Source organism: Pseudomonas flavescens (assembly GCF_013408425.1).
In the GTDB taxonomy this organism is placed as follows: Bacteria; Pseudomonadota; Gammaproteobacteria; order Pseudomonadales; family Pseudomonadaceae; genus Aquipseudomonas; species Aquipseudomonas fulva_A.
Genome location: NZ_JACBYV010000001.1, coordinates 535,539 through 548,963 on the forward strand (window position 1 = coordinate 535,539; position 13,425 = coordinate 548,963).

Below are 13,425 nucleotides of genomic sequence, written 5' to 3' on the forward strand. Positions count from 1 at the left end.
CGGAAATGAAAAAGCGCTGTTCGGCATCGGACACTGACGACAGCGTGTGACTCACAGATTAGTTGCGCACCCAGCGTTGTCGCGTCCAGCCACTGAAGGCATCGACGGCGAGTACCAGCAGCACCATGGCTAGGATCACGGTGCTGGCCTGGGCCTCCTGGAACAGACTGAGGCTGACGTACAGCATCTGGCCTAATCCGCCTGCGCCGACGAAGCCCATGACCGCAGCCATACGGATGTTGTTTTCCCAGCGATACAGGGTGTACGCCAACAACTGTGGCCATAGGGAGGGCAGGGTCCCATAACAGAATGCCATCCAGGCCCCTGCGCCCTGTAGGCGGATAGCGGCCGCCGGTTCCGGTGGCGTGTTTTCCAGTGCTTCAGCGAATAGCCTGCCGAGCACACCGGTGGTGTGCAGGGCCAGGGCCAGGGTGCCGGCGTTGGGCCCCAGGCCAGCGGCCAGAACCATCAGAACGGCCCAGACCAGCTCCGGAATGGCCCGCAGCGCGTTGAGTAGCAAGCGCGTGACGCTTTGCAGCAGCCAACCCAGGCGACCGGCCGCGGGCAGGGCGAGGGACAGCCCCAGTACGGCGGCGAGCAGGGTGCCGAGTGCCGACATGGCCAAGGTTTCCCTGGCGCCTCGGACGGTGGCCTGCACGTGCTCGCTACTCAGGTCCGGGCTCATGAAGCGCAGCACGTAGCTACCCATCTGCGCCAGGCTGTCGCCGCTGAACAGGCCGAGCAGATCCAGGCCAAGATAGAGGAAGGAGCCGATCACCGCGGCGGTGATGGTCAGCAGCAGCAAGCCATTGCCCAGGCGCCTCATGCGAATCTGCCGCGCAGCAGGCGGCTGAGCTGGTCGGCCAGCAGCACCAGCATCAGGAAGGTCAGCAGCATGCTGGCGACTTCAGCACCGGCGAACATGCGCATGGACAGATCGATCTGCTGGCCGAGGCCTCCCGCACCGACGAAGCCCATTACCACCGAAGCACGCACGGCGCATTCCCAGCGGTACACCGTATAAGAGGTCAACTCGGCTGCCGCATTGGGTAACACCCCGTAGGCGAATGCCGCGAGGCGCCCGCTGCCCGATTGCAGCAGGGCATGCATCGGCCGTTGATCCACCGATTCGAATATTTCCGCATACACCTTGCCGAGCATGCCCGCGTAGGTGATCGCGATGGCCAGCACGCCTGCGGTAGGGCCCAGGCCGACCGCGCGCACGAACAGCAATGCCCAGACAATTTCCGGAACGCTGCGCAGAATGATCAACAAGCCGCGTACTGGCCAGCGCAGCCCCTGACCGAGCAGGCTGGGCAGGCCACCACGCGACGCCGCCGACAGCGACAGGGCGCGACTGGCCAGCAGGCTCGCCGGCACCGCCAGCAACAACGCCAGAGCCATACCAGCAGTGGCAATGGCCAGCGTCTGCAGGGTGGCTTGCACCAGCAACGTGAGGAAGTCGGCATCGTGTGCCGGCGGCCAGAAACCCTCGATAAAATTACCCATCGACTGGGTGCTCTCCGGCTGCAGCAATACCGACAGATCCAGCTCGGCCAGCTTGATGCCCGGCCATAGCAGAGCAATGGCCAGCAGGCTCAGGAGCAGGCGTGAACGTGCTGCGGGATCGCGTCGATCACCTCTCAGCATCGTGGCGCCCAGGCGCTGGTGGACGGCTCGCTGTACGGGCGGGCTGGCGGGGCGAGCTGATCGTTGGCATACAAGGCATCCAGGCGCTGCCTGTCGACCTCGGCGGTACTCAGGTCAAAGACCACCTGCCCATCGCGGATGCCAAGCACCCGCGGGAAATGTGCCAGGGCCAGTTCGACCGAATGCAGGCTGGCTACCAACGTCACCTGACGGGTCCGTGCGTGGCTGCACAGGAGGGACAGGGTGTGTTCGGCCAAGCGTGGATCCATCGCCGACACCGGTTCGTCGGCAAGCAGCAGCGCTGGTGCCTGATACAGCGCCCGGGCAATACCGACCCGCTGCAACTGGCCGCCAGACAGCTGACCGCAGCGCGCGAACAGCTTATCGGCCAGATCCAGCTTGGCCAGCTCGGCACGGGCGCCTGGAATATCCAGCGGGTGCAGCAGATTGAGCAGACTCTTGAACAGACCCCACTGGCCTAGCTTGCCGGCCAGTACTGCCGTGAGCACCCGCTGACGCGAGGGCAGTGGCGGGGCCTGATGAATCAGCCCGATACGTGCGCGCAGGCGTTGTCGCTGGCCACTGGACAGCCGCCAGGGATGCTCGCCGAGCACCTGCACTTCGCCCGTGCTAGGTGCCAGCGCGGTAGCCAGCAGGTTGAGCAGGCTGGACTTACCGGCACCGGACGGACCTATGATGGCCACCTGCTCGCCGCGCTCGATGTTCAGGTGCAGATCGTGCAATGCCTGAACACCGTTGCCGTGCGTGAGGCCGATGCCGGACAGCCGCAGGGTCATTTCAGCAGGTCGGCCGCGCGGGCAGCTTCTTCGATGCCTTTGTAGTTCTCGGGTTTGGTGTCGATGAAGCGGCTCGCCGCCTGCAGGTCGAGAATTGCCTTGTGCTCCGGGTTGGCCGGATCGAGTGCCAGGAAGGCCTGCTTGATCTTCTCGGCCAGCGCCGGGTCGAGGGTGCCGCGTACCGTCCAGTTGTAGTCGAAATAGGTCGGCGTGGTGGCGAACACCTTGACCTTGTTGGCGTCGACCTTGCCACTGTTGACCAGCTTGTCCCACACGCTGGCATTGAGTACACCGGCATCGACCTTGCCAGCCTGCACCCAGGCGGCAGTGGCGTCATGGGCACCTGAATAGGCGACTCGGCTGAAAAAGGCTTCTGGCTTGATGCCGTCCTGAAGCATGAAGTAACGCGGCATCAGGCTGCCCGAGGTGGACGATACCGAGCCAAAGGCAAAGGTCTTGCCCTTCAGGTCAGCCAGAGACTTCACGCTCGGGTCCGCGGTAATGAATTTGCTGGTGAACTGGGCATCCTGCTCGCGCTGTACCAGCGGGATCGCATTGCCGGTCTTCAGATGCACCTGCACGAAGGTGAAGCCGCCCAGCCAGGCCAGGTCGAGGCGATCAGTGGCCAGCGCTTCGACCACTGCGGGGTAGTCCGCCACCGGGACGAACTCTACCTTCATGCCCAATTGCTGCTCCAGATAGGCACCCAGCGGCTTGAACTTGCGCAGCAGTTCGGTCGGCGCCTCATCGGGAATGGCCGAAACGCGCAGAGTTTCGGCTGCGAAGCTGGTCAGGGCGGAAACGGACAGGGCGAGGCCGGCGGCGAGCGCCAGGGTGCGCTTGAGCATGGGACTTCTCCGGTTCAATAGCGGAAAAAACGAGAGGGTGTGTGCGGCGTGCTTGCCTGTGCGGTAATGCGCTGGAACCGCTCCGCTGGGGCTGGATGGACGTAGGGGCTGCCTGTACGCGACACGCGCGAGGCAAGTATAGGGGCAGTCGCCGCCCGCGGCGAGCGCCGCAGGGGCGACCTCGCGGGCTTAGCCGATCAGTCGGATCAGTTCGTTCAGACAGAGCACCACGAACAGTGCGGCGGCGATGCCCAGCAGGCCGTTGGACAGCCAGCCCGATCGCCACTCCATCGGGACCCGTTTCGAGTTGAGCAGCCAGATCAGCGTGAGTGCCAGGAACGGCATGAAGAACGCGCCGAAGGCGCCGTAGGCGATCACAAGGCCGAATGGCCGGCCCAGAGTGAGCAGTATCATCGGCGGGAAGGTCAGCCATAGCACGTAGAAGCGGAAGGCAGGAGTTCTTTCCAGGTCCTGCTGCGCACCCTTGGCCTGCTCGCCGCCCTGAACCTGGCGTACGAAGTCGGCGAACAGTAGCGACACACCATGCCACACACCCAGGATCGAGGAGAAGGTGGTCGCGGCGAAGCCGACGAGGAACAGGATGGACACCACGCTGCCGAAGCGCTCACGCAGGATTTCATCCAGGTCGAGCAGGCCGCGGTCACCGCCGGCGAGGGTGACCTGTGCGGTATAAAGCAGCTCGGCGCCCACGATCAGCATCGAAATCACGAAGATACCGGTCGCTATGTAGGCTACGCGGTTGTCCAGCCGCATCATGCCCATCCAGGCCGGCGTACGCCAACCCTTGGCTTGTACCCAGTAGCCGTAGGACGCCATGGTAATGGTGCCGCCAACGCCGCCGATGAGGCCGAGCGTGTAGATCGCCGAGCCTTCGGGAATGGTCGGCATCAGTCCGGTCAGCGCCTGGCCGAGGTTCGGCATGACCAGAATGGCGAGACCGACGACGACCACGAACATGATGCCGATGAACAGCTTCATGACCGTTTCGAAAGCGCTGTAGCGGTTGAACAGGACGAATACTGCGCCCGCGATTCCCGATAACGCTCCCCACATCCAGAATGGCATCACGTCCGGGAACAAGGCGGCCAGAGGCAGCGCCGTGGCGCTCATCGCCGTGCCGCCGTAAACGAAGCCCCAGATCACTATGTAGATACCGAAGTACCAGTACGTCCATTTGCCCAGCGAGCGCCAGCCTTCGAGAATCGTTGATCCGGTCGCCAGGTGGTAGCGTGCCGAGCCTTCTGCGAGGGCAATCTTCACGATGCAGCCCACGATGGCTGCCCACAGCAGTGCATAGCCGAAGCGGGAGCCTGCGATCAGGGTCGCCACGAGGTCGCCGGCGCCTACGCCGGTAACCGCCACCACGATGCCGGGGCCGATGAGCTTCCAGCGGGCCGCCGTGCTGCTTGGCGGGGTCGCATCGTTTGGTTCTTCCAGCGAAGGTGCGCGCGTCTCATTTTTGTTGTCGGTCATGTCATCCTCCAGTATGCAGGCGCTTCGGCATGTATCTGGAGCATAGACAGTCGGTGAGGCGTTGCTCACTGCAGTGGCTTGCAAAGCGCGCCGGGCGGCAGCCTGCAAGAGGCCAGGAGCGGCTCGACTCGTTCCTTTGCTCCGCGACGGCGCCCCCGGGCTGGTAGAATTCGCCCCTCTTCACGTGCGAGGTATCTTCATGAGTGAGCCGATCCGCCTGACCCAGTACAGCCATGGTGCCGGTTGCGGCTGCAAGATTTCCCCCAAGGTACTGGAGGTGATCCTCGCAGGCAGCGGCGCCCAGAATCTCGACCCCAATCTATGGGTGGGCAATGCCTCCCGTGATGACGCCGCGGTGTATGCGCTGGACGAAGAGCGAGGCGTGGTCTCGACCACCGATTTCTTCATGCCGATCGTCGACGACCCGTTCGACTTCGGCCGCATCGCGGCCACCAACGCCATCAGTGATGTCTACGCCATGGGCGGCGACCCGCTGATGGCCATCGCCATTCTCGGCTGGCCGGTCAACCTGCTGCCACCGGAGGTCGCATGTGAAGTGATCCGCGGTGGTCGCGCCGTCTGCGATGCCGCCGGCATCCCGCTGGCCGGTGGGCATTCCATCGATGCGCCGGAGCCGATCTTCGGGCTAGCGGTGACCGGTGTGGTGAACAAGCTCCACATGAAGCGCAACGACACCGCCCAGGTCGGCGACACCCTGTATCTGACCAAGCCATTGGGTATCGGCATCCTCACCACGGCCGAGAAAAGGGCCAAGCTACGCGCCGAGGACGTCGGCCTGGCCCGTGACTGGATGTGCACCCTGAACAAGCCGGGCAGCCGTTTCGGCAAGCTCGAAGGCGTCACCGCGATGACCGACGTGACCGGTTTCGGCCTGCTCGGCCACCTGGTGGAAATGGCGGACGGATCGGGGCTCAGCGCGCGCCTGGACTACGCCGCCGTGCCGCGCCTGCCGGGCGTCGAGCACTACCTTGCCGAGGGCTGTGTACCGGGCGGCACGCTGCGCAACTTCGACAGTTATGGCGAGCGTATCGAGGCGCTCAGTGACGAGCAGCGCGACCTGCTCTGTGATCCGCAGACCAGCGGCGGTCTGTTGATCGCCGTCAGCGAGCAGAGCGGTGCCGAGTTCCTTGCGCTCGCCGCTGAGCTGGGGCTGGAGCTGGCGCCCATCGGTGTGCTGGTCGAGCGACAGCGTCACGCGGTAGAGGTGTTCTGATGCGTGACGACGCCCACAACTACCGCGAGCTGTTTCTCACCGATGTACCGATGATGGATACCCGTGCGCCGGTGGAGTTCGTCAAAGGTGCCTTTCCCGGTGTGCTCAACCTGCCTCTGATGACCGATCTGGAGCGGCAGAAAGTCGGCACCTGCTACAAGCAGCACGGCCAAGAAGCCGCCATCAAGCTGGGCCACCAACTGGTTGGCGGCCAGACCAAGGCCGAGCGTGTCGAGGCCTGGGCAGCGTTCGCGCGGGCCAACCCGCAGGGTTACCTGTACTGCTTCCGCGGCGGGCTGCGCTCGCAGATCGTCCAGCAATGGCTCAAAGAAGCCGGCATCGATTATCCGCGGGTGGTGGGTGGCTACAAGGCCATGCGCACCTTTCTGCTGGAAACCCTCGAGCAGGCGGTGGCGCAATGCCAGTTCGTCATGCTTGGCGGCATGACTGGCACCGGCAAGACCGACGTGCTGGTGCAATTGCCCAATGCGCTGGATCTGGAAGGCCATGCCAATCATCGTGGCTCCAGCTTCGGCAAGCGCGCCACCGCTCAGCCTGCGCAGATCGATTTCGAGAACGCTCTGGCCGTCGACATCCTCAGAAAGCGCGCAGCGGGTATCGAGCAATTCGTGGTCGAGGACGAAGGCCGTATCGTCGGCAGCTGCAATGTGCCGCTGGGGCTGTACCAGGGCATGCAGGGTTATCCGCTGGTCTGGCTAGAGGACTGTTTCGACAACCGTGTCGAGCGCATTCAGCGCGATTACGTGGTCGATCTTTGCGCCGAGTTCATTCGCGTGCACGGAGCGCAGCAGGGCTTCGACATGTTCGCCGAGCGCCTTTTGCAGAGCTTGAACAACATCCACAAACGTCTGGGGGGCGAGCGTCACCAGCGTCTTCTGGCGATCATGCAGGCCGCGCTGGCCGAGCAGCAGCGCAGCGGCAAGGTTGACCTGCACCGCGGCTGGATCGAAGGCCTGCTGCGCGAATATTACGACCCGATGTACGCCTATCAGCGTGACAGCAAGGCCGAGCGAATCGAGTTCGCCGGCGACGAAGCATCGGTCACTGCGTATCTGCGTGACCGACACGCCTGACCACCTCAGCCGGTTCGCGTGCGGAAGTGCCCGCTACCCGGCTTGAACCGCGCGGCCATGACCATCAGCGCCAGAGTGGCGACGGCCATGGCCAGCCAGCTCAGGCGCAGGTCGTCGGTGTACTGGCGCAGCAGGCCCGCCAGCAGTGGGGCGCAAGCGGCGATCAGGTAGCCGCCGCCCTGCACGAAGGCCAGCAGATCGCCGGTCTGGCGTGGGTCGTCGAGATGATCCTGGGCCACCACCAGTGACAGCGGGAACAGCGCGCCGATGCCGATGCCCACGAGGATGCAGATCGGCACGACCCACTGCAGCGGCGCGATCAGCAAACCAAGCAGCCCCGCCAGCAGTGATGCCAGCACCACGCCGAGCAGAATGCGGCGGTCCGCGAAGCGCGCCAGCAGGCTCGATGCCAGTAGCCCGGCGGTCACCTCGCAGAGTGTCAGTGCAGCCAGCAGCAGGCCGCTGGATTGGGCGCTCCACCCCAGGGCGGTGTAGTAGGGCGGCAACCAGGCCAGTACCAGGGTGTAGCCAGCGGTGCCCACCCCGAAGAAACTCAGCAGCAGCCAGGCGCGTGGCGAGCGCCAGAGATCCAGATGCGGCAGGTCGGCCGTTGTCGCAGGCGCTTCGCCCGGTGCGGCGCGCCACCACAACGCGGCGGCTGCCAGGGCAGGCAGTGCCCAGGCCGCCAGTGCCCAGGACCACCCCAGCCATTGCGCCAACAAGGGGGTGAGCGCCGCACCGAAGGCCGCACCGCCCATGATCGCGCAACTGTAGAAACCGATCAGGCGGCCGCTGTCCGCGGCGAAGCGCGCCTTGATCAACCCGGGCAACAACGCCTGCACGAAGGCGATACCGGCACCGGCCAGCAACGCGCTGACGATCAGTGGCGTCGCCTCGGGCAGCAGCCCGCGTGCCAGGCAGGCCAGGGCGATCAGCAGCACGCCGAGGAAGATGCCAGTGCGCTCGCCGAAGTAGCGGCGCAGGGTGCTGGCCGCCAGTGCACCGAGGCCCATGATGACGATGGGCAGGCTGGTCAGCAGGCTGGCACCAATATGGCCCAGGCCGCTGTCGAGCTGGATGCGGTCGAGCAGCGGGCCCACCGCCGCCAGTACCGGGCGCAAGTTGAGGCCGAGCAGCACGATAGCAATCAGCAGCAGCGACTGGCGTTTCATCGTTTGTTCTCCTGGGCACCACGCCAGGCCACCAGCAGCACGCCACCGACGATGCACAGCGCCGCCAGCAGCATGTTCAGGCTGCCGCGCTCGTCCAGCAGCGTCACCGCCATGGCCGCGCCCAGCATTGCCGCCACCGAGCCGATCTGGCTGAGATACACCGCGCCAGCGAGCTTCTGCAGCACGAAATACAGCGCGTAGACGATGGCGAACAATGCCATCTGCACCAGCAGCAGGGTGATCGCCAGGCCGCTGTCCAGGGTGGGGGCGAGCCTGACGTCGAACAGTGCCAGCGGCAGCAGGAGCAGGGCGCCGCCGAGCAACATGCCGGGCGCCAGCGACAGGGGGCTGGCACCCGTTGGCCAGTAGCGCGAACGGTAGATATTGCCCAGGCCCAGAAACACCGGCACGGCCAGCGCGGCGACTATCCACAGCAGCGGACTATCGCCACTGTGCAGCTTGTCCAAAGCCAGCAACAGGCTGCCACCCAGGCCAATGCAGATACCCAGTAGGCGCACGCGGCTCAGCGGCTCCATGCGCAGCGCCAGAGCCAGCAGGTAGGTGATCAGCGGCGGAAACGCCAGGCACATGGAGGCGAAGCCGGCACCGACCTGGGGAATCGAACTGAACTGCAGGCCATTGGGCAGGGCGATGCTGAGCAGGCCCGAGGCCAGGTGGTAGCGTTGCAGGCGAGGGCTCAGGCCGGGCGCTTCGCCACGCAGGCGGGTGAACACCAGCAACAGCAGGCCACCACCCAGCAGGCTCCACAACAGATAGGCCACCGGTGCCCAGCCCGCCGCACTGGCCAATTTCACCAGATTGCTGGTCAGCCCCATCAGTGCACCGATGGCGAGTAGCAGCACGAGTGCCAGCAGGGGGCGTGAATTGGCAGGTGACATGGCTGGCCTCATCCGATGAATACGTTAAGATGGCAACATTCTTTTTGAAAAGTATCTTGATGGCAAGATAAATCGAGGGCGACATGCAAGATCGTGCACAACTGGCCGCCGCGCAGTGGCAACAGCAACGCCCGGATCTGGACGGGTTCTCCATGGCGGTGATCGGTCGGCTGGGTGAACTGTCCCAGGTGATCAGCCGTGATCACCTGCTGCCGTTCTTCGCCGCGCACGGCCTGCAGGCCGGTGAGTTCGACCTGCTCGCCACCCTGCGCCGATCAGGCGAACCCTACGCGCTGATGCCCACAGCGCTGTACGAGAGTGCGATGATTTCCTCGGGCGGCATGACCAGCCGCATCGACCGCCTGGAAAAGGCCGGGCTGATCGAACGCCGCCGCCACCCCAGTGACCGTCGCGGCATTCTAGTGGCGCTGACGCCGGCAGGTTTTGAACTGATCGACAGCATGCTCGGTGCCCACGTCGATAACCTGCAGCGCGTTCTGGCTGCCCTCAGTGACGAGGAAAAACAGCAGCTGCATGCACTCACTGGCAAACTGCTGGGCAACCTGCAACCGGTTGAATGAAAGGAAGCGAGCCCATGTCGCTCACGGCATTGATCATCGGCGTGATTGGCCAGTTGTTCTTCGCAGGCCTGCAGGGCCTGATCGTGGTCTTTTCCGCCGCGGCGCTCGCCAACAACAGCGAACTGACACCCTTCCAGGATCGCCTGCTGGCGAGCCTGATGCTTCTGCTTCCCTGCATCTCATTGTTCACTGCCGGCCTATTGGTGGTCGGCTATCTGAACTCGGCGCCATGGCTGTCCAACCTGTGGCATTTGCTGCCACTCACAGGCTTCGGGTTGTACCTGCTGTTTCTGCTCTATGTGAATCACTGATGCAGCACGTAGGGTGGACGACGCTTTATCCGTCCACCATTGAACGATTGCGGCGCTGGATCACTAGAACGCGATCCACCATACGCTTTGTGGGAACGGGCCATGCCCGTGATTTCGCGCGCATGGCGCGCTCCCACAAAGGTGCTGCAGCCATCAGCCGTAGGGTGGACGACGCTTTATCCGTCCACCATTGAACCGTTGCGGCGCTGGATCATTAGAGCGCGATCCAGCGTATGGCCTGTGGGAACGGGCCATGCCCGTGATTTCGCGCGCATGGCGCGCTCCCACAAAGGTGCTGCAGCCATCAGCCGTAGGGTGGACGACGCTTTATCCGTCCACCATTGAACCGTTGCGGCGCTGGATCATTAGAGCGCGATCCAGCGTATGGTCTGTGGGAACGGGCCATGCCCGTGATTTCGCGCGCATGGCGCGCTCCCACAAGGGAGGTGCAACCGCCAGTCGTAGGGTGGACGACGCTTTATCCGTCCACCATAGGGTGGTGGCGGCGATGCATCACTAGAACGCGATCCACAGTACGGCCTGTGGGCACGGGCCATGCCCGTGATTTCGCGCGCATGGCGCGCTCCCACAAGGGTGGTGCAACCGCCAGTCGTAGGGTGGACGACGCTTTATCCGTCCACCATTGAACCGTTGCGGCGCTGGATCACTAGAACGCGATCCACCGTACGGTCTGTGGGAACGGGCCATGCCCGTGATTTCGCGCGCATGGCGCGCTCCCACATAGGCGCTGCAGCCATCAATCGTAGGGTGGACGACGCTTTATCCGTCCACCATTGGTTGGTGGCGGCGATGCATCACTAGAACGCGATCCACCATACGCTTTGTGGGAACGGGCCATGCCCGTGATTTCGCGCGCATGGCGCGCGCCCAAAGGTGTTGCAGCCATCAGCCAGATCGCTCCGCCCGCTCCCGTACGGTCAGTTCTGCGCCTACAGCCGGTGATGCTCGACCAGAAAATCCACGAACAGCCGCACTCGCGCCGGCATTGCCGAGCCGCCCACGAACACCGCGTGAATAGGTTCCCGGTCGCCCGGGTTCCAGGCTTCCAGCAGCGGTATCAGGTCACCGCGCTGCAGATCCTCGCTCACGCTGAACTCGCCAATGCGGGCGATGCCGGCACCTACCCGTGCGAGTTGTGCCAGCGCTTCACCGCTGCTGCATTCGATGTTGCCGCTGACCTTCATGAAAAACTCGTTTCCCTCGCGCACGAACGGCCAGTTGGGTTCGGCGCGGCGGAAGTTGAAGCGCAGGCAGTTGTGCTTCAACAAATCTTCCGGCTCCTGGGGCGTGCCGTGGCGCTGCAGATACTCGGGCGAGGCCACCACCACCTGGCCGGTGTCGCCGATCTTGCGCGCGGTCAGCGGGCTGTCGGGCAGATGGCCAAAGCGCACCGCCACGTCCGCCTGGCCGCCAAGAATGTCGACCACTTCGTCACCCAGGGTCAGGTCGACGGTGATGTTCGGGTAACGCGCGCTGAAGGCCGCCACCAGGGGAACGATGGCCAGCCGCCCATGGCCAAGGGCGGCGCTGACCCGCAAGCGGCCCCTGGGTACGCCCTGGTCGGCGATGGCGTCTTCGACCTCGGCCATGTCCGCCAGGATACGCCGGGCGCCGCGCAGGTAAGCCTCGCCCTCGGTGGTGAAGGTGATCGCCCGGGTGGTGCGTAGCAGCAAGCGAGTGCCAAGACGCTGTTCGGTACGCGCGATGATCCGACTGACCGCCGAGGGTGTCAGCCCCAATGCACGCGCGGCGGCCGACAGGCTGCCTTCCTGCGCCACCGTGACGAACACGCCCATTTCACCTGACCGACCGTTGAAGTCCATTTGTGCTCCGTAAGCAAAGGTGCTTTCCAGAAATGCCATCTACCGCATGAAAAGGCTTGATCGTAGCATTCGCAGCATAGATAAGGAGCCTCTCATGCAGATCAATCCACCCCTCGTAGCACTCGCCATTGGTGCCTTCGGCATCGGCGTTACCGAGTTCGCCCCCATGGGCATGTTGCCGAGCATCGCTGCGGATCTTGGCGTATCCATTCCTGCCGCAGGCCTGCTGGTCAGTGCATACGCCCTGGGCGTACTGCTCGGCGCGCCGCTGATGACCCTGACCACCGGCAGAATTCCCCGGCGCTATCTGCTGATCGGCCTCATGGCGATCTTCACCCTGGGTAACCTGATGTCCGCCCTGGCGACCGATTACTACAGCCTGATGGTCGCCCGGGTGGTCACCTCACTGAACCATGGCGCGTTTTTTGGCGTCGGCTCCATCGTCGCCGCCAGCGTGGTCGCCCCGGAAAAACGTGCCGGCGCGGTGGCGGCCATGTTCATGGGCCTGACCCTGGCGACCATCGGTGGCGTACCGCTGGCTGCCTGGTTTGGCGAAGTGTTCGGTTGGCGCACCGCATTCTGGGGGATCACCGGCCTCGGCGTGGTAGCCATGGCCGCATTGTGGTTCGCCTTGCCCAACCTGCCGGCGCCGAAAAGCGTCGGTGTAATGGCCGAAGTTCGCGCGCTGGGCCGTGGCCCGGTGCTGGGGGCGTTGGCTCTGACCGTAGTCGGCTCGAGCGCGATGTTCACCGTATTCACCTATATCGCGCCGATCCTCAGCAGCGAGACCCACGCGTCCACCGCCTTTATCACCGCCATGCTGGTGCTCTATGGCGTGGGTCTCACGCTGGGCAACATGTGGGGTGGCAAGGCCGCCGACCGCTCCATCGACCGCACCCTGATCGTTTCGCTGAGCGTGCTGATTATCGTCTTGCTGGCGTTCACCGTGTTGATGCGCTGGCCGCTGCCGGCCGCCGTGGCCATCCTGATCTGGGGCATCGCCAGCTTCGCCATCGTGCCGCCGCTGCAGATGCGCGTGATGGAGGCCGCCAAGGGCGCCCCCAACCTGGCCTCGGCGGTTAATATCGGTGCCTTCAACTTCGGCAACGCGATTGGTGCGGCGCTGGGCGGCGCGGTGATCAACGCAGGGCTGGGCTATCCGGCGATTTCCCTGGCGGGGGCTGCGATGGCGGCGCTGGGGCTATTGATGGTGATGGGCTTTGCCTGGCGCTCCAAGGCCGTAGCCGCTGCGGTGGCTTGAGAGAGGGGAGATCAATCCTGTGGAGTCCGGTTCAATGGCGTTGCTTGCGCCAGCCGTAGTGGGCTGTCAGAGCGTCAAACCGGATGTAAATACGTTGCAGCAGCGCGCGCAGACCGCAATTGGCGAACCCGTGAGTCAAGTCTCCAACATCCGTAGCCGCGGCCAGTCGACCTATTTCAACGATCACACCACTGCCTCGATCGTTACTCCCCAATTATCGCTTTGCCCCAGACTCGCCTG

The 13,425-nt window shown here is 64.3% G+C and carries 13 protein-coding genes; 5 read left to right on the plus strand and 8 right to left on the minus strand.

Annotated features, from left to right (window positions below):
* Positions 1-58: 58 nt before the first annotated feature.
* The 5 genes from phnE to FHR27_RS02265 form a co-directional block, all read right to left on the minus strand.
* Positions 59-826, minus strand: coding sequence for a phosphonate ABC transporter, permease protein PhnE (gene phnE, locus FHR27_RS02245; protein ID WP_042552155.1), 768 nt, complete (start codon positions 824-826; stop codon positions 59-61).
* Entirely contained in the window at positions 823-1,650 is an 828-nt protein-coding gene (locus FHR27_RS02250; RefSeq protein WP_042552156.1) for a PhnE/PtxC family ABC transporter permease, read from the minus strand. The genes phnE and FHR27_RS02250 overlap by 4 nt, the downstream gene beginning before the upstream one ends.
* Positions 1,644-2,447: a phosphonate ABC transporter ATP-binding protein gene (locus FHR27_RS02255; protein ID WP_042552157.1), complete on the minus strand. Its 804-nt coding sequence runs from the start codon at positions 2,445-2,447 to the stop codon at positions 1,644-1,646. The genes FHR27_RS02250 and FHR27_RS02255 overlap by 7 nt, the downstream gene beginning before the upstream one ends.
* The gene (locus FHR27_RS02260) at positions 2,444-3,295 is read right to left on the minus strand and encodes a putative selenate ABC transporter substrate-binding protein (RefSeq protein ID WP_179537670.1); all 852 of its coding nucleotides are present in this window, start codon (positions 3,293-3,295) and stop codon (positions 2,444-2,446) included. Before FHR27_RS02260 ends, FHR27_RS02255 begins: the two co-directional genes overlap by 4 nt.
* 189 nt (positions 3,296-3,484) lie before the next feature.
* Positions 3,485-4,789 carry an Nramp family divalent metal transporter gene (locus FHR27_RS02265; protein WP_042552159.1) on the minus strand — a complete coding sequence of 435 codons (1,305 nt, stop codon included), beginning with the start codon at positions 4,787-4,789 and terminating at the stop codon, positions 3,485-3,487.
* A gap of 199 nt (positions 4,790-4,988) precedes the next feature.
* Between FHR27_RS02265 and selD the strand changes: the two genes are divergently transcribed.
* Both selD and mnmH read left to right on the plus strand, forming a co-directional pair.
* Complete coding sequence (gene selD, locus FHR27_RS02270) at positions 4,989-6,023, plus strand: selenide, water dikinase SelD (RefSeq protein WP_179537671.1); 1,035 nt, start codon at positions 4,989-4,991, stop codon at positions 6,021-6,023.
* Positions 6,023-7,117, plus strand: a complete 1,095-nt coding sequence (gene mnmH, locus FHR27_RS02275) for a tRNA 2-selenouridine(34) synthase MnmH (RefSeq protein WP_042552160.1) — start codon at positions 6,023-6,025, stop codon at positions 7,115-7,117. The genes selD and mnmH overlap by 1 nt, the downstream gene beginning before the upstream one ends.
* 5 nt (positions 7,118-7,122) lie before the next feature.
* Here mnmH and FHR27_RS02280 read toward each other — a convergent pair whose 3' ends face one another.
* Both FHR27_RS02280 and FHR27_RS02285 read right to left on the minus strand, forming a co-directional pair.
* The gene (locus tag FHR27_RS02280) at positions 7,123-8,289 is read right to left on the minus strand and encodes a cyanate transporter (RefSeq protein WP_179537672.1); all 1,167 of its coding nucleotides are present in this window, start codon (positions 8,287-8,289) and stop codon (positions 7,123-7,125) included.
* Positions 8,286-9,188 carry a DMT family transporter gene (locus FHR27_RS02285; protein ID WP_179537673.1) on the minus strand — a complete coding sequence of 301 codons (903 nt, stop codon included), beginning with the start codon at positions 9,186-9,188 and terminating at the stop codon, positions 8,286-8,288. The genes FHR27_RS02280 and FHR27_RS02285 overlap by 4 nt, the downstream gene beginning before the upstream one ends.
* 83 nt (positions 9,189-9,271) lie before the next feature.
* On the opposite strand from FHR27_RS02285, the gene FHR27_RS02290 reads away from it, so the two are divergent.
* On the plus strand, positions 9,272-9,769 hold the full coding sequence (locus tag FHR27_RS02290; RefSeq protein ID WP_042552163.1) for a MarR family winged helix-turn-helix transcriptional regulator: 498 nt from the start codon (positions 9,272-9,274) through the stop codon (positions 9,767-9,769).
* Between the two features lie 14 nt (positions 9,770-9,783).
* Positions 9,784-10,080, plus strand: a complete 297-nt coding sequence (locus FHR27_RS02295) for a hypothetical protein (protein ID WP_179537674.1) — start codon at positions 9,784-9,786, stop codon at positions 10,078-10,080.
* Between the two features lie 950 nt (positions 10,081-11,030).
* Here FHR27_RS02295 and FHR27_RS02300 read toward each other — a convergent pair.
* Positions 11,031-11,924 (minus strand): LysR family transcriptional regulator, encoded by an 894-nt coding sequence (locus tag FHR27_RS02300; RefSeq protein WP_042552165.1) that lies wholly within the window; start codon positions 11,922-11,924, stop codon positions 11,031-11,033.
* Positions 11,925-12,018: 94 nt separating this feature from the next.
* On the opposite strand from FHR27_RS02300, the gene FHR27_RS02305 reads away from it, so the two are divergent.
* Positions 12,019-13,185: an MFS transporter gene (locus FHR27_RS02305; protein WP_179537675.1), complete on the plus strand. Its 1,167-nt coding sequence runs from the start codon at positions 12,019-12,021 to the stop codon at positions 13,183-13,185.
* The last annotated feature ends 240 nt before the right edge of the window (positions 13,186-13,425 follow it).

What these genes read in the sequence shown, in the direction of transcription:
- phnE (WP_042552155.1), bottom strand. Translation starts at nt 826, where the DNA reads ATGAGGCGCCTGGGCAATGGCTTGCTGCTGCTGACCATCACCGCCGCG.
- FHR27_RS02250 (WP_042552156.1), bottom strand. Translation starts at nt 1,650, where the DNA reads ATGCTGAGAGGTGATCGACGCGATCCCGCAGCACGTTCACGCCTGCTC.
- FHR27_RS02255 (WP_042552157.1), bottom strand. Translation starts at nt 2,447, where the DNA reads ATGACCCTGCGGCTGTCCGGCATCGGCCTCACGCACGGCAACGGTGTT.
- FHR27_RS02260 (WP_179537670.1), bottom strand. Translation starts at nt 3,295, where the DNA reads ATGCTCAAGCGCACCCTGGCGCTCGCCGCCGGCCTCGCCCTGTCCGTT.
- FHR27_RS02265 (WP_042552159.1), bottom strand. Translation starts at nt 4,789, where the DNA reads ATGACCGACAACAAAAATGAGACGCGCGCACCTTCGCTGGAAGAACCA.
- selD (WP_179537671.1), top strand. Translation starts at nt 4,989, where the DNA reads ATGAGTGAGCCGATCCGCCTGACCCAGTACAGCCATGGTGCCGGTTGC.
- mnmH (WP_042552160.1), top strand. Translation starts at nt 6,023, where the DNA reads ATGCGTGACGACGCCCACAACTACCGCGAGCTGTTTCTCACCGATGTA.
- FHR27_RS02280 (WP_179537672.1), bottom strand. Translation starts at nt 8,289, where the DNA reads ATGAAACGCCAGTCGCTGCTGCTGATTGCTATCGTGCTGCTCGGCCTC.
- FHR27_RS02285 (WP_179537673.1), bottom strand. Translation starts at nt 9,188, where the DNA reads ATGTCACCTGCCAATTCACGCCCCCTGCTGGCACTCGTGCTGCTACTC.
- FHR27_RS02290 (WP_042552163.1), top strand. Translation starts at nt 9,272, where the DNA reads ATGCAAGATCGTGCACAACTGGCCGCCGCGCAGTGGCAACAGCAACGC.
- FHR27_RS02295 (WP_179537674.1), top strand. Translation starts at nt 9,784, where the DNA reads ATGTCGCTCACGGCATTGATCATCGGCGTGATTGGCCAGTTGTTCTTC.
- FHR27_RS02300 (WP_042552165.1), bottom strand. Translation starts at nt 11,924, where the DNA reads ATGGACTTCAACGGTCGGTCAGGTGAAATGGGCGTGTTCGTCACGGTG.
- FHR27_RS02305 (WP_179537675.1), top strand. Translation starts at nt 12,019, where the DNA reads ATGCAGATCAATCCACCCCTCGTAGCACTCGCCATTGGTGCCTTCGGC.